At 72.8% G+C, this 18,204-nt stretch carries 16 protein-coding genes and 1 pseudogene; 15 read left to right on the top strand and 2 right to left on the bottom strand.

The features are described 5' to 3' along the window. Positions 1 to 112: 112 nt before the first annotated feature. Positions 113 to 544: a DUF485 domain-containing protein gene (locus DEF28_RS04200; RefSeq protein WP_233515081.1), complete on the top strand. Its 432-nt coding sequence runs from the start codon at positions 113 to 115 to the stop codon at positions 542 to 544. Beyond that, positions 541 to 2,232 (top strand): solute symporter family protein, encoded by a 1,692-nt coding sequence (locus DEF28_RS04195; RefSeq protein WP_114399325.1) that lies wholly within the window; start codon positions 541 to 543, stop codon positions 2,230 to 2,232. The genes DEF28_RS04200 and DEF28_RS04195 overlap by 4 nt, the downstream gene beginning before the upstream one ends. 117 nt (positions 2,233 to 2,349) lie before the next feature. On the opposite strand, the gene DEF28_RS04190 is transcribed toward DEF28_RS04195, so the two are convergent. Next, complete coding sequence (locus DEF28_RS04190; protein ID WP_114399324.1) at positions 2,350 to 3,651, bottom strand: DivIVA domain-containing protein; 1,302 nt, start codon at positions 3,649 to 3,651, stop codon at positions 2,350 to 2,352. A 425-nt stretch (positions 3,652 to 4,076) separates the two neighbouring features. Next, a complete protein-coding gene (gene mce, locus DEF28_RS04185; RefSeq protein WP_114399323.1) occupies positions 4,077 to 4,529 on the bottom strand; it encodes a methylmalonyl-CoA epimerase in 453 nt (150 codons plus the stop codon). Positions 4,530 to 4,615: 86 nt separating this feature from the next. Here mce and DEF28_RS04180 point away from each other — a divergent pair, with 86 nt between their 5' ends. The 13 genes and pseudogenes from DEF28_RS04180 to DEF28_RS04120 form a co-directional block, all read left to right on the top strand. Further along, positions 4,616 to 5,803, top strand: a complete 1,188-nt coding sequence (locus DEF28_RS04180; RefSeq protein WP_114433203.1) for an acetyl-CoA C-acetyltransferase — start codon at positions 4,616 to 4,618, stop codon at positions 5,801 to 5,803. A 238-nt stretch (positions 5,804 to 6,041) separates the two neighbouring features. Then, entirely contained in the window at positions 6,042 to 6,992 is a 951-nt protein-coding gene (meaB, locus tag DEF28_RS04175; RefSeq protein ID WP_114399322.1) for a methylmalonyl Co-A mutase-associated GTPase MeaB, read from the top strand. A 129-nt stretch (positions 6,993 to 7,121) separates the two neighbouring features. Further along, complete coding sequence (locus tag DEF28_RS04170; protein WP_114399321.1) at positions 7,122 to 7,646, top strand: MarR family winged helix-turn-helix transcriptional regulator; 525 nt, start codon at positions 7,122 to 7,124, stop codon at positions 7,644 to 7,646. Positions 7,647 to 7,766: 120 nt separating this feature from the next. After that, on the top strand, positions 7,767 to 9,458 hold the full coding sequence (locus DEF28_RS04165) for an acyl-CoA mutase large subunit family protein (protein ID WP_181874376.1): 1,692 nt from the start codon (positions 7,767 to 7,769) through the stop codon (positions 9,456 to 9,458). A gap of 113 nt (positions 9,459 to 9,571) precedes the next feature. Continuing rightward, positions 9,572 to 10,507 carry a tetratricopeptide repeat protein gene (locus tag DEF28_RS04160; protein ID WP_114399320.1) on the top strand — a complete coding sequence of 312 codons (936 nt, stop codon included), beginning with the start codon at positions 9,572 to 9,574 and terminating at the stop codon, positions 10,505 to 10,507. A gap of 192 nt (positions 10,508 to 10,699) precedes the next feature. Continuing rightward, positions 10,700 to 11,416, top strand: a complete 717-nt coding sequence (locus tag DEF28_RS04155) for a cytidylate kinase-like family protein (protein WP_114399319.1) — start codon at positions 10,700 to 10,702, stop codon at positions 11,414 to 11,416. 195 nt (positions 11,417 to 11,611) lie between these two features. Continuing rightward, positions 11,612 to 13,015, top strand: a complete 1,404-nt coding sequence (locus DEF28_RS04150) for an NAD-dependent malic enzyme (protein WP_114399318.1) — start codon at positions 11,612 to 11,614, stop codon at positions 13,013 to 13,015. 50 nt (positions 13,016 to 13,065) lie between these two features. Further along, positions 13,066 to 13,650: a YqgE/AlgH family protein gene (locus DEF28_RS04145; protein ID WP_114399317.1), complete on the top strand. Its 585-nt coding sequence runs from the start codon at positions 13,066 to 13,068 to the stop codon at positions 13,648 to 13,650. A 55-nt stretch (positions 13,651 to 13,705) separates the two neighbouring features. Next, positions 13,706 to 13,948: a DUF3039 domain-containing protein gene (locus DEF28_RS04140; RefSeq protein ID WP_114399316.1), complete on the top strand. Its 243-nt coding sequence runs from the start codon at positions 13,706 to 13,708 to the stop codon at positions 13,946 to 13,948. A gap of 487 nt (positions 13,949 to 14,435) precedes the next feature. Continuing rightward, positions 14,436 to 15,194 carry a class E sortase gene (locus tag DEF28_RS04135; RefSeq protein WP_114399315.1) on the top strand — a complete coding sequence of 253 codons (759 nt, stop codon included), beginning with the start codon at positions 14,436 to 14,438 and terminating at the stop codon, positions 15,192 to 15,194. 7 nt (positions 15,195 to 15,201) lie between these two features. After that, entirely contained in the window at positions 15,202 to 15,483 is a 282-nt protein-coding gene (locus DEF28_RS04130; RefSeq protein ID WP_114399314.1) for a hypothetical protein, read from the top strand. A gap of 111 nt (positions 15,484 to 15,594) precedes the next feature. Next, positions 15,595 to 17,313: a DEAD/DEAH box helicase gene (locus tag DEF28_RS04125; protein WP_114399313.1), complete on the top strand. Its 1,719-nt coding sequence runs from the start codon at positions 15,595 to 15,597 to the stop codon at positions 17,311 to 17,313. 206 nt (positions 17,314 to 17,519) lie between these two features. Beyond that, positions 17,520 to 18,204: pseudogene (locus DEF28_RS04120) on the top strand (zinc metalloprotease); the annotation flags it as partial.

Here is an 18,204-nt window from a genome sequence, read left to right as displayed (position 1 = left end):
GCATTCGTGACGCAATCGCCGTGACGTGTGAGCTTGCACACCCCTACTCTTCTGTGATGCCCGCCATAGCGGCTAGGGCGGGTCGTCGGTAAACCGCGAGAGAGGGGCTCCCATGACCACCGCCTCCCGAGGATCGCCCGAACACGGCGGGTCGCCCGAGGCCGACTTCGCCCGCCGGTCCGTGGCGATGCACAGCGACCCGAGATTCGTCGAGCTCAGGAGACGCCTCCGGGTCTTCGTCTTCCCCATGAGCGCCGCGTTCCTCGCGTGGTACCTGCTCTACGTCCTGATGTCGGCCTACGCCCGCGACGTGATGTCGATCGTGCTGTTCGGCCACGTCAACGTGGCCCTGCTCTTCGGCCTCCTCCAGTTCGTGACCACGTTCGGCATCGCGATCCTGTACGCGCGCTACGCCGGGCGGCGGCTGGACCCGCTCGCGGAGCAGATCCACGACGAGCTCGACGCCGGTTCCGCCGCCGCGCCGGCCGCCGCGCCGGCCGCCGACCGGACCGGCGCCGGCGACGAGAAGGGAGCCGGCGCGTGATCCTCGCAGCCGAAGCCGCGGGCGCGGGCAGCCGCGCCCTCACCATGACCCTGTTCCTGGTGCTCGTCGCCGCGACGCTGGGCATCACCATCTGGGCCAGCCGGCGGACCAAGACGGCCACCGACTTCTACGCCGGCGGCCGGGGCTTCTCCGGCGTGCAGAACGGCCTCGCCATCGGCGGCGACTACATGTCCGCCGCGTCGTTCCTCGGCATCGCCGGGATGATCGCGCTGTTCGGCTACGACGGCTTCCTCTACTCCATCGGCTTCCTGGTGGCGTGGCTGGTCGCCCTGCTGCTCGTCGCCGAGCTGCTGCGCAACTCCGGCCGGTTCACCATGGCCGACGTGGTCTCCTACCGGATGCGCCAGCGGCCGGTGCGCACGGCCGCGGCGTTCTCCACCATCACCGTCTCGATCTTCTACCTGCTGGCCCAGATGGTCGGGGCGGGGGCGCTCATCGCGCTGCTGCTCGGTATCCAGGACGGGGAGACCTTCCTCGGCCTGACCGCCGACCAGGCGAAGATCGTCACGATCGTGCTCGTCGGCATCCTCATGATCGTCTACGTCACCTTCGGCGGGATGAAGGGCACCACCTGGGTGCAGATCGTCAAGGCCGTCCTGCTGATGACCGGTGCGGGACTGCTGTCCGTCCTGGTGCTCGCCGCCTACGGCTTCAACTTCGGCGCGCTGCTGGAGGACGCGGCCCGGGCCAGCGGGCAGGAGGGCACCCGGTTCCTGGAGCCCGGCCTGCGCTACGGGGTCGAGGTCGCCGGCGACCCGCTCGCCACCCTGTGGAGCAAACTCGACCTCATCAGCCTGGGCATCGCCCTGGTGCTCGGCACGGCCGGCCTGCCGCACATCCTCATCCGCTTCTACACTGTGCCCAACTCTCGGGCGGCACGGACCTCGGTCAACTGGGCGATCGGCCTCATCGGCACGTTCTACCTGCTGACCCTGGTCCTCGGCTTCGGCGCCGCGGCGCTCGTGGGCCGGGAGGCGATCCTCGCGCAGGACGCGGCCGGCAACGCCGCGGCACCGCAGCTCGCCGAGGAGGTCGGGCAGAGCCTGGGCGGCGACGCCCTCGGCGCGGTGATGCTGGCGCTTATCGCGTCGGTCGCCTTCGCCACGATCCTCGCGGTCGTCGCCGGACTCACCCTGGCCTCGTCGTCGTCCATCGCGCACGACTTCTACGCCCAGGTCGTGCGGCGCGGCAAGGCCACCGACAAGGAGGAGGTCCGGGTCGCACGGCTCTCCGCGCTGGGGATCGGGGCGGTCTCCATCGTCCTCGCGGTCTTCGCGCAGGGCCTGAACGTGGCGTTCCTCGTGGCGCTGGCCTTCGCGGTCGCCGCCTCGGCCAACCTGCCCGCCCTGCTGCTCTCGCTGTTCTGGAAGAGGTTCAACACCGCGGGCGCGGTCGCCGGCATCTACGGCGGGCTCGTCTCCGCGGTCGGGCTGGTGTTCTTCTCGCCGGTGGTCTCCGGCAAGGTCGACCCCGAGACGGGCAACAGCCTGTCGCTCTTCCCGGCGGGCGTCGACTTCGCCTGGTTCCCGCTGGAGAACCCCGGCCTGGTGTCCATCCCGGTCGGCTTCCTGTGCGCCGTGGTCGGCACGCTGCTGTCGAAGGAGCGCGACCCCGACAAGCACGCCGAGCTGGAGGTCCGCGCGCTGACCGGCGCCGGCGCCCACTAGTCCGGGGCCGCCGCGGGCACCGCCCGGGCGCCGACAGCGGCGGGGGCCCGGTCCACCAGGACCGGGCCCCCGTCTCCGTGTGCGGTCACGTCCGCCGCGCGGTGGACCTGCCGGACGCTACTCCTGCCACCAGTCCTCGTCGTCGCCCTTGCCGCTCTTCGCGGCGACTGGGCGCTTCGGGGCGCTGCCCGCCCCGGACGTCGCCTCGATGGCGGCCGGCTCCTCGCCGCCCGACGCGACCGCCGGCGCGGGGGCCGGCGGGGCCGAGAAGCTCGCCCCGGCGCCGCCGCCCAGCAGCTGGCGCAGCTGCTGCAGGTGCGACTGGATGCTGTCCCGCTGGCGGGTGAGCTCGTCGACCTTCTGCTGCGCGGCCGTCATGATGCGGTCGGCCTCGGACTTCGCGTCGCTGACCAGGTGCTCGGCCTTGGACTTGGCCTCGGTGGTCACCTGCTCGGCGTTCTTCTTGGCGTTCGCGACGAGCTGCTTGGCGTGCTGCTCGGCGTCGCGGCGGGTCTGCTCCGCCTGCGCGCTGGCCTTGGTGGCCCGCTGCTCGGCGCTGGCGGCGCGCTCCTCGGCCTCGGCGACCAGCTTCTGCGTGGCCGCCTGGGCGGCGGCGAGCCGCTCGGCGTCCTGGCGCTCGGCCTCCTCGCGGCGGTTCGCGAGCTGGATCTCGAACTCGGCCTCGTCCTGGGCGCGCTTGGCCTCGCTCTCCTCGAGGGTGCGCTGCGCCTGGGCCCGCATCTCGTCGGCCTGGCGCTTGGCCGCCTGGATCGTCTCGTCGCGCTCCCGCTTCGCCGACGCGCGCGCCTGGGCGCACTCGCGCTCGGTGGTCGTGCGCAGCTTCGCGATCTCGCCCTCGAAGGTGGCGCGCTTCTCCGCGATCTCGTGGTCGACCGCGGAGCGCTTCTTCTGCACCTCGCGCTCGGTGGTCGAGGTGAGGTCGTCGGCCTCGCGCCGGGCCGTGGTCCGGATCTCCTCGGCCTCGCTCTCCGCAGAGGAGCGCATCTCGTCGGCGTCGCGCTGCGCCGTCGTGCGCAGGTCCGTCGCCTCGTTCTCAGCGGCGGCGCGCATCTCGGCGGCCTCGATCTTGGCGGCGGCCTTGATGTCGTTGGCCTCGGCACGCGCTGCCTGCACCAGTTCGGTGGCCTGCTCCTCGGCGAGCCGCAGCAGCTGCTCGATGCGGGCGCCAAGCCCCGAGTAGGTGGGGCGCTCCTGCTCCTGCAGCTGGCGCTTGGCGTCGGCGAGTTCGTTGCGGGCCTTCTGCGCCTCCTCCTTGGCGGAGCGCAGGTCGGCGTCGAGCTGACCGATGTAGTTGTCGACCTGGTGCCGGTCGAAGCCGCGCAGCACCACATCGAACTCGCGGGGTTGAGGGCTTTCCTCGAAGAAGTTGCTGAGCTGGGCGTCAATATCGGACGACATGTGGCGGAATCCTGAACGTGGTGACGGGACGGCTACATTACGGAAGTTGGGTTCGAGTCGGGCACGAGCGTCACGGCGTCCGGCCGAGGCCACTTCACACGCCTCAATCCGGTAGTCACTGCTACGGGAGCGTACTCCGGCACTACCAATAGCGTGGTCAAGTTCACCCCATTGATATGGAGTTCGTGACGCTCAGGAGCGGACGTCGTGCACGGCTAACCCGAATCGCGGGCCTGAACCAGTGGGACAGGAGCTGCGTCCAAGAGAGACCTTGGTGGATAGCAGACTTTACCAAGTCCGCGCGCACGCGGAAGGGTTTCCGGGGGCCGAAGGCGGAATTTCGGTCGACTCCCTCATGTCCGGACGTAGTCGGACCGCAACGGTGACCAACGCGTTACCACCAGATGGTGGGCTTATTGACCTGCTTATTCGTCCGGCTCGGATTCCGTCCGCGCGTCCTGTTGCGCCGACTGCACCAGTTCGGTCAGGACTCCGCCGCAATCCTTCGGGTGCAGAAACGTGATGCGCGACCCCATGCTGCCGGGCCGCGGCCCGCCGAGCACGCGCACCCCCCGCCCGCCGATCGCGTCCGCCGCGCCGGCGACGTCGCCGGTGCCGAACGCGACGTGGTGCACTCCCTCGCCGTGCCGCGCCAGGAACCGCGCCACCGGGGAGTCCGCGCGGATGGGTTCCAGCAGCTGGATGTAGCTCGCCGCGCCGTCGTCGGTGCCGTTCGTGCGCAGCATCGCCTCGCGGACGCCCTGCTCCTCGTTGACCTCCTCGTGGGTCACCTCGAAGCCGAGGACGCGGCGGTAGAACTCTGCCGTCGCGTCGAGGTCGTGGCAGGCGATTCCCACGTGGTCGATGCGGGTGAACACGGTGTGCGACCTCCGGTCGGAGCGGGCGGCGGGCGTGTATGTATGGTGGCAGACCAGGTGCGCTGAATCACAATGGGAGGCTGGCAATGCCCGGTTCCGTCATCGTCAGTGGAGCCCGGACCCCGATCGGACGCCTGCTCGGAGCGCTGGCCGGCTTCTCGGCGGTCGACCTTGGCGCCATCGCCGTCCGCGCGGCCCTGGAGCGCGCGGGCATCACCGGGGACCAGGTCGACTACGTGGTCCTCGGCCAGGTGCTCCAGGCCGGCCAGGGCCAGATCCCCTCGCGGCAGGCGGCCGTCCGCGCCGGCGTCCCCATGAACGTGCCGTCGCTGACGATCAACAAGGTGTGCCTGTCGGGGCTCGACGCCATCGCGCTGGCCGACCAGCTGATCGCCGCCGGCGAGTTCGACGTCGTGGTCGCCGGAGGCATGGAGTCCATGACCAACGCGCCGCACCTGCTGCCCAAGTCGCGGCACGGCTACAAGTACGGGTCCATCGAGGTGCTGGACGCGACCGCCCACGACGGACTCACCGACGCCTTCGACGCGGAGTCCATGGGTGCCTCGACCGAGCGGCACAACGCACGTCTGGGCATCACGCGCGAGGAGCAGGACGCGTTCGCCGCGCGCTCCCACCAGCGCGCCGCCGCGGCCGTCAAGGACGGGCGGTTCGACGCCGAGATCGTCCCGGTCTCCATCCCGCAGCGGCGGGGCGAGCCGCGGCTGTTCACCGAGGACGAGGGCGTGCGCGCCGACACCACGGTCGAGACCCTGGGGCGGCTGCGCCCGGCCTTCGCCGAGGACGGCACCATCACCGCCGGCTCCTCCTCGCAGATCTCCGACGGCGCGTGCGCCGTCGTCGTGATGAGCCGGCGCCGCGCCGAGGAGCTGGGGTGCCCGGTGCTCGCCGAGATCGGCGCGCACGGCAACGTCGCGGGGCCCGACAACTCGCTGCAGTCGCAGCCCTCCAACGCGATCAACCACGCGCTCGGCAAGGCCGGCGCGCGGGTCGGCGACCTGGACCTCATCGAGATCAACGAGGCGTTCGCCAGCGTCGCCGTGCAGTCCGTCCGCGACCTCGGCGTGTCCGAGGACATCGTCAACGTCAACGGCGGCGCCATCGCGCTGGGCCACCCCATCGGTGCCTCCGGCGCCCGCCTCGCGCTGCACCTCGTCCACGAGCTGCGCCGGCGCGGCGGCGGGCTCGGCGCGGCGGCCCTCTGCGGCGGTGGCGGCCAGGGGGACGCGCTGCTGCTGCGCGTGCCGGCGAGCTGACCCGCGGCCGGCGGGGCGCTCGGCGGCCCCGCCGGCGGGGCCGCCCTCCGGCCGCGCCACGGGCACGGACCCCCGCGGGTGGCGCTTCCCGCCCACCGCGGGATGCTGCCTCCCCAGGGGCGGTGCTGCCTCCTCGCGGGGCGGTGCTTCCTCCTCGCGGGATGCTGCCTCTCCAGGGGCGGTGCTTCCTCCTCACCTCCACCTCCCGCCGGCGCCGCGCCGGGTGTGAAGGAGCTGCATGGACGTCTCCGATCTCGTCGCCCGGGTGGTGCGCGGGGAACCCCGCGCGGTCGCCCGGGCCATCTCGCTGGTCGAGGACGCCGCGCCGCAGTTGCGCGCCGTCATGGCGGCGCTGGCGCCGCACACCGGGCGGGCGCGGGTGGTCGGCCTCACCGGCGCCCCAGGCGTGGGCAAGTCGACGTGCACGGACGCGCTCGTCGCGGCGCTGCGCGAGCGGGACGCGCGGGTGGCCGTGCTGGCGGTCGACCCGTCCTCGCCGTTCACCGGCGGCGCGCTGCTCGGCGACCGGGTGCGCATGCAGCGGCACGCCTCCGACACCGGCGTCTTCATCCGCTCCATGGCCAGCCGCGGCCACCTCGGGGGGCTGTCCTGGGCCACGCCGCACGCGCTGCGGGTGCTGGACGCGGCCGGGTTCGACGCCATCCTGGTGGAGACCGTCGGGGTCGGCCAGGCCGAGGTCGACATCGCGGCGCACGCTGACAGCACCCTCGTCCTGGTCGCGCCGGGCATGGGCGACAGCGTGCAGGCCGCGAAGGCCGGCGTACTGGAGATCGCCGACGTCTTCGTGGTGAACAAGGCCGACCGCGACGGCGCGCGGGTGGCCGTGCGCGAGTTGCGCCAGACGGTCGCGCAGACACCCCGGGAACCGCAGGGGTGGCGGCCGCCCGTCGTCAGCACTGTGGCGGTCAGCGGGGAGGGGATCGGCGAGCTCGTCGAGCGGCTGGACGCGCACGAGCGGCACCTGCGCGGGTCGGGCGAGTGGCGGCGCCGCCGGCACGCGCGCGCCCGGGAGGAGGTCGAGGCCATCGTCCTGCACACCCTGCGGGAGCGTTTCGGCGGGCTGTCCGGCCGCGCCGACCTCGACCGGCTCGCCACCGAGGTCGCCGCCGGGAGGCTGGACCCCTACGGCGCCGCCGACACGCTGCTGGCCGAGCTCGCCGGCGCCTGAGCGCGAGCTCCCCGGCGCCGCCCGGACCGGGACCGGCCGACCGGCGCGCACCCCGCCGCACGGGCCGTGAGCGGGCAGGACGCCGGTCGGCCACCCCGCGCGCCGTACGCGATCGCTACAGTGTTGCGTGTGGGAAATCCGCTGAACCTCCCGTTCGACCCGATCGAGCGCGCCCATGAGAACTGGACCCGACGGTGGGGCGCGTCGCCGGCCATGGCCGCCGTCACCTCGATCATGCGGGCGCAGCAGATCCTCATCGGCCAGCTCGACGCCACCCTCAAACCGCACGAGCTGACGTTCGCGCGCTACGAGGCGCTGGTGCTCCTGACGTTCAGCTCCACCGGCGCGCTGCCGCTGGGCAAGATCGGCGAACGGCTCATGGTGCACCCGACGAGCGTCACCAACACCATCGACCGGCTGGAGCGCCAGGGCCTGGTGCGCCGCCGCCCCAACCCCAGCGACGGCCGCGGCACCCTCGCGGAGATCACCGACGCGGGCCGCCGGGTCGTGGAGGAGGCCACGACCGACCTGCTGGCCATGGACTTCGGACTCGACTGCTACTCCGACGAGGAGCTGTGGGAGATCCACCGGCGGTTCCGGAGCCTGCGGGTGGGGTACGGGGACTTCCCCGACGACGCCGCGCCGCGCCGCTGACCGGACCCCGCGGGCCGGCCCGGCCCCGGGGTGCCGTGCGGGTCCCGCGTGATCCGGCTGTTCCGGCTTTCCCCGGCGATGCCCTACCGAGAATTACTAGGAAGTCCTACTATCGGAGGTATGGCCGAGGACATCGAGGCGGGACGCGCCCGCTGGCAGGCACGCTACGACGCGGCGCGCAAGCGCGACGCCGACTTCAGCACGCTCTCGGGGCAGCAGGTCGAGCCGGTCTACGGGCCGCCGCCGGGCGCCCGCGTACCGGGCTTCGAACGCATCGGCTGGCCGGGGGAGTACCCCTTCACCCGGGGGCTGCACCCCACCGGCTACCGGGGGCGGACCTGGACGATCCGGCAGTTCGCCGGGTTCGGCAACGCCGTCCAGACCAACGAGCGCTACAAGATGATCCTCGCCTCCGGAGGCGGCGGCCTCTCCGTCGCCTTCGACATGCCCACCCTCATGGGGCGCGACTCCGACGACCCGCACTCCCTCGGCGAGGTCGGGCACTGCGGGGTGGCGGTCGACTCCGCGGCCGACATGGACGTCCTGTTCGACGGCATCCCGCTCGGCGACATCACCACGTCCATGACCATCAGCGGGCCGGCCATCCCGATCTTCTGCATGTACCTCGTCGCCGCCGAGCGCCAGGGCGCGGACATCCGCACCCTGAACGGCACGCTGCAGACCGACATCTTCAAGGAGTACATCGCGCAGAAGGAGTGGCTGTACCCGCCCGAGCCGCACCTGCGCCTCATCGGCGACCTCATGGAGTACTGCGCCGAGAACATCCCCGCGTTCAAGCCGCTCTCGGTCTCCGGCTACCACATCCGCGAGGCCGGCGCCACGGCCGCGCAGGAGCTCGCGTTCACGCTCGCCGACGGGTTCGGCTACGTCGAACTCGGCCTCTCCCGCGGGCTGGACGTCAACACGTTCGCCCCCGGGCTGTCGTTCTTCTTCGACGCGCACATCGACTTCTTCGAGGAGGTCGCGAAGTTCCGGGCCGCCCGCCGCATCTGGGCGCGCTGGATGCGCGACCACTTCGGCGCCACCAGCGAGAAGGCGCAGTGGCTGCGCTTCCACACCCAGACCGCCGGGGTCTCGCTCACGGCGCAGCAGCCCTACAACAACGTGGTGCGCACCGCCGTCGAGGCGCTCTCGGCGGTGCTCGGCGGCACCAACTCCCTGCACACCAACGCGCTGGACGAGACGCTCGCGCTGCCCACCGAGCAGGCCGCCGAGATCGCGCTGCGGACCCAGCAGGTGATCATGGAGGAGACCGGCGTCACCAACGTGGTCGACCCGCTCGGCGGGTCCTGGTTCGTCGAGGCCCTCACCGACCGGATGGAGGAGGAGGCCGAGCGGATCTTCGAGCACATCCTGCGCATGGGAGCCGCCGCCGAGCACACCATCGGCCCCGTCACCTCCGGGATCCTGGCGGGCATCGAGAGCGGGTGGTTCAGCTCCGAGATCGCGGAGTCGGCGTTCAGCTACCAGCGGGCACTGGAGAAGGACGACAAGCGGATCGTCGGCGTCAACCGCCACACCGCCACGGTCTCCGGCGAACTGGAGATCCTGCGGGTGGGACACGAGGTCGAGCACGAGCAGCGGCGGGCGCTCGCCGCGCGGCGCGCCGCGCGGGACCAGGCGGCCGTCGACGCGGCGCTCGCCGACCTGCTCGCGGCCGTCCGCGACCCGGCCTCCGGCAACCTCATCCCGCTCATCCTCCAGGCGGCGCGCGCCGAGGCCACGCTCGGTGAGATCTGCGGCACCATGGGCCAGGAGTTCGGCGAGTACACGGAGGACCCGCGGTTCTGAGGCGCCCGCGCGGGAGCGGCGCCCGCCCCGGCGCTCCGGACCGCGTGCCGTCCCGGCATGTCGTCCGCGGCGGGGTTCCACGCGGCCGTGCGGGATACGGCAGGATGGAATACATGCAGCCTTCGGACTTCTCCATGCAGAGCGCGGTCGACCTCGGAGCTCGCAAGGCGGCCTTGGAACGCGAGGCCAAACGGCAGGCCGAGGCGTCCTCCGGCACCGCGAATCCCTACGCCATCGACATCACCGAGGAGAACTTTCAGAGCGAGGTCCTCGAACGGTCGCTGCGCGCGCCCGTGGTCCTCGCGGTGCTCGCGGCCTGGTCCGAGCAGGCCAAGCAGGTCGAGACGGCCCTCGACCGGCTCGCCGCCCAGGCCGGCGGGCAGTGGTTCCTCGCCAAGATCGACACCGACGCCACCCCGCAGCTCGCCCAGGCGCTGCGCGCCCCCACCGTTCCGATGGTGGCCATGGTCATCGGCGGCCAGGTCGTGCCCGGCCCCACCGGCGGGGCCACCGAGCCGCAGCTGCGCGACTGGCTGACCCAGATCTTCGACGGACTGCGCCAGCAGGGCGTGCTGCCCGAGGACTACACCGGATTCGGCCCGGCGCCCGCCGAGCCCGAGGAGGCGCAGCCCGAGCGCAGCCCGGTGCAGGAGGAGGCCGCCGCCGCCATCCAGCGCGGCGACTACGCGGCCGCGGAGGCCGCCTACGCCAAGGTGCTCGAAGCCGACCCCGGCGACGAGGCCGCCAAGGTGGGACTCGCCCAGGTGCGGCTCGTCTCCCGGGTCCGCGAGCTCGACGCCAACGCCGTCCGCAAGACCGCGGCCGAGAACCCCGACGATGTCGACGCCCAGTGCAAGGTCGCCGACATCGACATGTACGGCGGGAAGTTCGAGGACGCGTTCGACCGGCTGGTGGGGACCGTCCGGCGCACCCGCGACGAGGACCGCGACCAGGCGCGCCGGCACCTGCTCGGCCTCTTCGAGGTGCTGCCCCCCGGCGACCCCCGCGTCGCCAAGGCCCGCCGCGCGCTGACCTCCGCGCTGTTCTAGCGTCCGGGCCGCTCCGGTCTGCGGCGCGGACGTGATCCGGCGGGCCGCTCCGGCCGCCCCCTCCAGGTGCGGCGGCCGGTTCGCGGCACCCGCGCCGGCCCGGCGCGGTCGCGCCCGCCGGAGGGAGTCACGCGCCGCCACACGGGTACGAACGGACTACACAGCTGTCCGGCCCAAGGCAGGCGGTGCCCCATGACGCATCCCAGCAGCCACGTGGTGACGATCTCGGCGACCTACGGAGCGGGCGGCAGCGTGATCGGCCCGACGGTCGCCCGGCGGCTCGGTGTCCCGTTCGTCGACCGCGCCATCCCCGGCGCGGTGGCGCACCGGATCGGCTGCTCACTGGAGGACGCCCTCGAACACGACGACCGCGCACCCATCGGGCTGGAGCGCCTCCTGGCGAGCGCGGCGCGGATGCCCAGCGTGACCCTCGGCAGCATCGACACCACCTTCATCGGCGCGACCGACTCCGAGGGCCGGCTGCTCTACGACAAGGAGTTCGTCGAGCACACCGAACGCGTCATCGCGCAGGCCGGCCGCACCGGCGGCGTCGTCCTCGGCCGGGCCGGCGCGGTGGTGCTCGCCGACCACGCGACCGCCCTGCACGTGCGCCTCGACGGTCCCAAGCGGCGCCGGCTGGCCCGCGCCGCGGCCATGCGCGAGGAGTCCCGCGGCGAGGCACTGCGCCGCGGCGACGAGGAGGCCGAGCAGTGGCGCCCGCCCACCATGCGGGAACTGGAGGACAACGACCGCGCCCGCGCCGCCTACGTCCGCCGGTTCTACCGGGCCGACGCCGCCGACCCTCGGCTGTACCACCTGGTCGTCGACTCCACCGCCATCGGGCTGGCGGCCTGCGTGGACGCCATCGAGCGGCTCGCCCGCGACCGGGCCGCCGCCCGAGCGGGCTGACCAGGGGATGTGGCACGTCTCACCCGCGCGACCGGGGCGGACGCGCAACGCGCCTGGACATCCGTGCCGCCGGGCCGGGGTGCCGCCCCCGCGGTGATCCCGCTACCGTTGGCCGGCGCGCAGGTCAGCCGCCGGCGGTGGCACCATGAGGAATGCGCCTGCGCGCGGAACATCGGTGACAATGAGGAGCTTCACGTGGCCACCCTTCCCAGCGTTTCCTACTCGATCACGGTCCGTCTGGAGCTTGACGGCCACGGCAGCGCGGTCGGCAGCCTGACCAACGCCGTCGAGCACGTGGGGGGCGTCATCACGGCTCTCGACGTGACCTCCGCGGGACACGAGCGCATCCGCATCGACGTGACCTGCGCGGCCCGCGACACCGACCACGCCAAGGCGATCGTCGACGCGCTCGGCGCGATCGAGGGCGTCACCGTGCACAAGGTCAGCGACCGCACCTTCCTCATGCACCTGGGCGGCAAGATCGAGATCAAGTCCAAGGTGCCGCTGCGCAACAGAGACGAGCTCTCCATGGCCTACACGCCGGGCGTGGCCCGCGTGTCCTCCGCCATCGCGGCCAACCCCGACGACGCCCGCCGCCTGACCATCAAGCGCAACAGCGTCGCGGTCGTCACCGACGGCTCCGCCGTGCTCGGGCTCGGCAACATCGGCCCCGAGGCGTCCATGCCGGTCATGGAGGGCAAGGCGGCGCTGTTCAAACGCTTCGCCGACATCGACGCCTGGCCCATCGCGCTCGACACCCAGGACGTCGACGAGATCGTGCGCACCGTCCAGGTGATCGCCCCCGGGTTCGGCGGCATCAACCTGGAGGACATCTCCGCTCCCCGCTGCTTCGAGGTCGAGGCGCGGCTGCGCGAGCTCCTCGACATCCCGGTGTTCCACGACGACCAGCACGGCACCGCCATCGTGGTGCTCGCCGCCCTCAAGAACGCCCTGCGCGTGGTCGGCAAGGAGCTCGGCGAGGTGCGTGTCGCGATGTCCGGCGCCGGGGCGGCCGGCACCGCCATCCTCAAGCTCCTCATGCACGCCGGCGCGAAGGACGTCATCGTCTGCGACGTGCACGGCGCCGTCCACCCGGGGCGCGACAACCTCGACCACAACCTGGAGTGGATCGCCGCCAACACCAACCCCGGGGGCTACGCCGGGGACCTCGGGGGCGCGGTCCGCGGCGCCGACGTCTTCATCGGGGTCTCCGCACCGAACCTGCTCGACGGCGACGACGTGGCCGAGATGAACGACGACGCCATCATCTTCGCGCTGGCCAACCCCGACCCGGAGATCGACCCCGACATCGCGCAGCTGCACGCCGCCGTTGTCGCGACCGGCCGCAGCGACTACCCCAACCAGATCAACAACGTGCTCGTCTTCCCGGGCGTCTTCCGCGGCCTGCTGGACGCGCAGAGCCGCACGGTCAACTCCGACATGATGGTGGCCGCCGCCGACGCGCTCGCCTCCGTCGTCACCGACGACGAGCTGGGCCCGCACTACATCATCCCGAGCGTCTTCCACGCGGGGCTCTCGCAGCGGGTCGCCGAGGCGGTCCGCGAGGTCGCCGTCCGCGAGGGCCAGGCGCAGATCTAGGCGCGCCCCCTGGTGGGGTGGCCCCCGCGCCGCCGGGTAAAAGGTGGGATATGGACCAGCCGAGACTGACCGGCCGCCTCCTGGTGGCCACGCCGATGCTGGACGACCCGAACTTCCGGCGATCCGTCGTGTTCGTGATCGACGATGACGCCGACGAAGGTACCCTCGGCGTCATCGTCAACCGCCCCTCCGACCTGCCGGTGACCGACGTGCTCGCCGACTGGGGCTGCTACGCCAGCGAACCGGGCGTGATGTTCGCCGGCGGCCCGGTGGGCACCGGGGCGGGCCTGGCGCTCGGTGAGCCCGGCGGCGACGACGCGCCGCTGGGTTGGCGGCCGCTGGCGAATCCGGTGGCCGGCTCCTCGGTGGCACGGTTGGGCACCATCGACCTGGACACCCCGCCGGAGATCCTCGGCGGCGCGCTCGGGCGCCTGCGGGTCTTCGCCGGCTACGCCGGCTGGAGCGAGGGACAGGTGGCGGAGGAGATCGGGGAGGGCGCGTGGTACGTGCTTCCGGCGACGGCCGACGACGTGTTCTCGACCGACCCCGACGCCCTGTGGGCCCGGGTGCTGCGGCGGCAGGGCGGCGACCTCGCCCTGGTGTCGACCTTCCCGGACGACCCGACGCTGAACTGACCGCGCCGCGCGGCGCGGATAACGTGAGACGAGACGCAGGAGGTGTGAGGCCCGGATGTCGATGGACGTTGTGAACAAGGTGCTCCCCGAGAGCGAGACACGGCCGGATATTTCCCACGACGACGGGGACCGGGAGCGGTTCGCGCACTACGTGCAGAAGGACAAGATCACCGAGAGCGCCGTCACCGGCAACCCGGTGATCGCGCTCTGCGGCAAGGTGTGGGTGCCCAACCGCGACCCCAACAAGTTCCCGGTCTGCCCGGAGTGCAAGAAGATCTACGAGGAGCTCATGGGCTGACGCGGGTCCGGTACCCGCCGCGGCCGGCGTCGAGGGGCCGGACGGACCAGCGTCCGTCCGGCCCCTTACGCGCGCCTGGATGGCCCGATCCGGTCACCCGGGCCGGGGCCGCGCCGCGTGGGCTGCGCCGTGCGGTGCGCCGTTTCGGCCCGGCCGGGGTTTCGCGGCTGCCCGGGCGGTCCGAGTCGCGATACCCTCCGGAGGACAGATCGCGGCAAATGGCGGATCGGCGGAGGTTCGTTCGCCTCGCGGGGGTTGGACAGGGTCCCGCGATGGGCCGGACACGGTCCGGGGAGCGGCACGTTCCCGGCGGCCGGGCCGGTCCCGCGCGGACGACCGGACGCGCACGGGCACGGCCCCGCGCCGCACGGAGGTGCACCCCCGCTCCGCGCGGCCGCGTCCTCGTGCGGGCCGGCGGACCCGGCCGCTCGCCGGCCGCCGCGGTCGCGTGTCCGGGAGCATGAGCGGTAACCACAGGTAGGGTCACATGACTTCCACAACCGAACGACAGCCGTCCGGCCGGCGCCGGGCCCGGCCCGGCAGCAGGCACGCCCGGCGCCGCCGCGGTGCGCCCACCGGCGGCGACGTCGTGCGGGGCACGTTCCGGACCATCGGCGAACTGCTGTTCACGGCCGGCGTGGTCATGCTGTTCTTCGCCGCCTACCAGGTCTACGGCAAGCAGGCGCAGACCGACAACGAGCAGAGCCGCCTGGACCAGGCGGTGGCGGAGCAGTGGGAGGCAGGCGCCCAGGGACCGGACTCCGAGCCGCTCCCGGGTACGGCGAACAGCCGGCTCTACATCCCGAAGCTGGACCAGAAGTGGGTCGTGGTCAACGGTGTCGGGCCGGAGGACATCCGCTACGGGCCCGGCCACTACCCGGGCACCGCGGAGGCGGGGCAGGTCGGCAACTACTCGGTGGCGGGGCACCGCGTCGCGGCCGTCTTCTGGGACCTGGACCTGCTCGGCGACGGTGACGAGATCGTCCTGGAGGACCGGGACAACTTCTACACGTACCGGGTCATCGAGACCGAGGTCGTCACGCCCGACCAGGTACGCGTGGTCGCTCCCGACCCCTTCGACCCCGAGGCGGAGCCGACCCGGTCGCTGCTGACCCTCACGACGTGCCACCCCAAGCTGCAGAACGCGCACCGGCTGGTCATCCACGCCGAGCTGAGCGAGACGCGGCCCAAGTCCGACGGCATGCCGGAGAACATCGCCGACATGGCCCCCGAGCAGGCGGAGTGAGGAAACCGTGTACGGTCTGATCTGGCGTGTGCTGCCCGGTCCGGCGTTCGTGAAGCTGCTGCTCACGCTGGCCCTGCTCGGCGGCGCGGCGGCGCTGCTCTGGTACGTCGTGTTCCCCTGGGCCGACCCCTACCTGCCGTTCAACGACGTGACCGTGGAGGGCGGCGAGGGCACCACGGCCCCCGCCGGGGAGAGCGGTGGCGGCGAGGGCATCATCGGTGTGGACGTGCCGGTCGGCGGTCCGTCCGCCGCGCCGTCCGAGCCGGGGGCCGGCGGCACGGCGGACTGAGCCCTCCGATGCCCGGAGGCGGGCGGGTGACCGACGCACCATCCGTCCCTCACCGTCCCGGTGCCCGGCTCCGGATACCCTCATCCACGTGAGTATCCCGGGATTCACACGATGACCCTCGCCCAGACCGACACCACGGAACGACTGCGGAGCCTGCGCGCCTGGCAGCGCGAGGCGTTCGAAGAGTACTTCCGGCGGGAACCGCGCGACTTCCTCGCCGTCGCGACTCCGGGGGCCGGCAAGACCACGTTCGCGCTGACGCTCGCCAGTGAACTGCTCGCGCGGCACCGGGTGCGCGCGATCACCGTCGTCTGCCCCACCGAGCACCTGAAGAAGCAGTGGGCGGAGGCGGCCGCGCGGTTCGGCATCGCCCTCGACCCCGAGTTCCGCAACGGCCAGGGCGCGCTGGGCCGGCAGTACATCGGTGCCGCCGTGACCTACGCGCAGGTGGCGGCGCACCCCATGCTGCACCGCAACCGCACGGAGGCGCGCCGCACCCTCGTGATCTTCGACGAGGTGCACCACGCCGGCGACGCGCTGTCGTGGGGCGACGCCGCCCGCGAGGCGTTCGACCCCGCCGCGCGGCGGCTCGCGCTGACCGGGACGCCGTTCCGCTCCGACGTCAACCCGATCCCGTTCGTCGACTACGTGCAGGACCACAACGGCGTCCGGCGCTGCTCGTGGGACTACAGCTACGGCTACGCGCCGGCGCTGGCCGACGGAGTCGTGCGGCCGGTCATCTTCATGGCCTACTCGGGCGAGATGCGCTGGCGCACCAAGGCCGGCGACGAACTGGCGGCCCGCCTGGGCGAACCGCTCACCCAGGACGCGCTGTCGCAGGCGTGGCGGGCGGCGCTGGACCCCAAGGGCGACTGGATCAAGAAGGTGCTCGCGGCGGCGGACCGCCGGCTCACCGAGGTACGCAACAGCACGCCGGACGCCGGCGGGCTGGTCATCGCCACCGACCACGAGAACGCCCGCGCCTACGCGCGCATCCTGCGGCAGATCACCGGGGCCGGGGCCACCGTGGTGCTCTCCGACGACCCCACGGCCAGCCGCAAGATCAAGCAGTTCGCGGAGTCCGACGACCGCTGGATGGTCGCGGTGCGCATGGTCTCCGAGGGGGTGGACGTGCCCCGGCTGATGGTGGGCGTCTACGCCACCTCCACCAGCACGCCGCTGTTCTTCGCCCAGGCGGTCGGCCGGTTCGTGCGGGTGCGGCGCCGGGGCGAGATCGCGTCGGTCTTCCTGCCCTCGGTGCCCACACTGCTGGAGTTCGCCGGTGAGATGGAGCGGGAGCGGGACCACGCCCTCGACCGGCCGATCAAGGAGGGGGACTTCAACCCCGAGCAGGACCTCATCGACGAGGCCCGCCGCAAACGCGACACGGCCGACGTCGGCGAGGAGCTGCCGTTCGAGACCATGGAGGCGTCGGCGGAGTTCGACCGCGCCCTCTACGACGGCGGCGAGTTCGGCGGCGGGGCGCCGGGGTCCCCCGAGGAGGAGGACTTCCTCGGTCTGCCCGGCCTGCTGGAGCCCGACCAGGTGGCCGCACTGCTGCGCAAGCGCAAGGCCGAGCAGCGGGCGCAGGAGCTGCGGGCCCCCCAGGAGGAGCCGAAGGAGGCGGCCCAGCACGAGGTGCTGGCCGACCTGCGACGTGAGCTCAACGGCCTGGTGGGCGCGTGGCACCGGCGCACGGGGCAGCCGCACGGCATGATCCACAGCGAGCTGCGGCGCACGTGCGGGGGGCCGCCGATCGCGCAGGCCACCGCCGAGGAGATCCGCAGCCGGATCGCCAAGATCCGCAGCTGGGCCACCGGCGGGTCCTGATGAGGCCGCGCCGGCCGCCGACCCGGCTCCGCTCCGGCGGCCGGCGCGGTCCCGGCGCTCCCTGAAACGCCTGCGCCGACGGCGTTCGCGCATCCGGCTCACCGATGGCGCCGTCGCGGACCGGTGGCGCCGCCAGAGGTAAAAGCTCCGCAATCCGGACGCGTTCCCCGCAACACCGCGCACACCGACGACTACAGTACGTCATCATGGGCAGTGCGGGAATTGGACGACGGTTGCGCGGCGCGGGGACATGGGGCGGACTGGCGGTGAGCGCGATCGCCCTCGCCGGCATTGTCGCGATGACGGCCGAACCCGGGACCACGCAGCGTGCGTCCGAGCCCCGCGCCACCGCGGCCCAGGCGGCAGACTGCCCGCCCCAGGCCGCCTCCTCCCGCCTCGCCGACCCCGGCGTGCGCGACCCGCACGCGGTCTCCCCGGAGCGCGCCGCCGAACTCGACCGCCGGCTCCGCCAGGCCTCCGCCGGCCTGCGCGTGCCGAACGCCGCCGCGCGGGTGACGATCCCCGTCGTCGTGCACGTCATCTCCGCGCAGGACGGCACCGGGAACGTGCCGAAGCAGATGGTCGAGGACCAGATCGCCGGGATGAACAAGGCGTTCAGCGGAGGGTACGGCGGCGCCGACACCGGTATCCGCTTCGCGCTGCGCCGTGTCACCCGCACCGCCCACGACGCATGGTTCCGCGACCCCATGGGCAACGATGAGGCGATCAAGCGCGGGCTGCGGCGCGGTGACGCCGGAACGCTCAACCTCTACACCGTCGACATGGGACGCGGCGTCCTCGGCCGCTCCACCTTCCCGCAGGACTACGACGCCGACTCCTGGGCCGACGGCGTCACCGTCGACTACCGGACCCTCCCCGGAGGCGGCCGGG

The organism is Marinitenerispora sediminis (genome assembly GCF_003336425.1).
GTDB lineage: Bacteria > Actinomycetota > Actinomycetes > Streptosporangiales > Streptosporangiaceae > Marinitenerispora > Marinitenerispora sediminis.
Note: the sequence above shows the minus strand (reverse complement) of the source record. Positions and strands in the feature narration are given on the sequence as shown.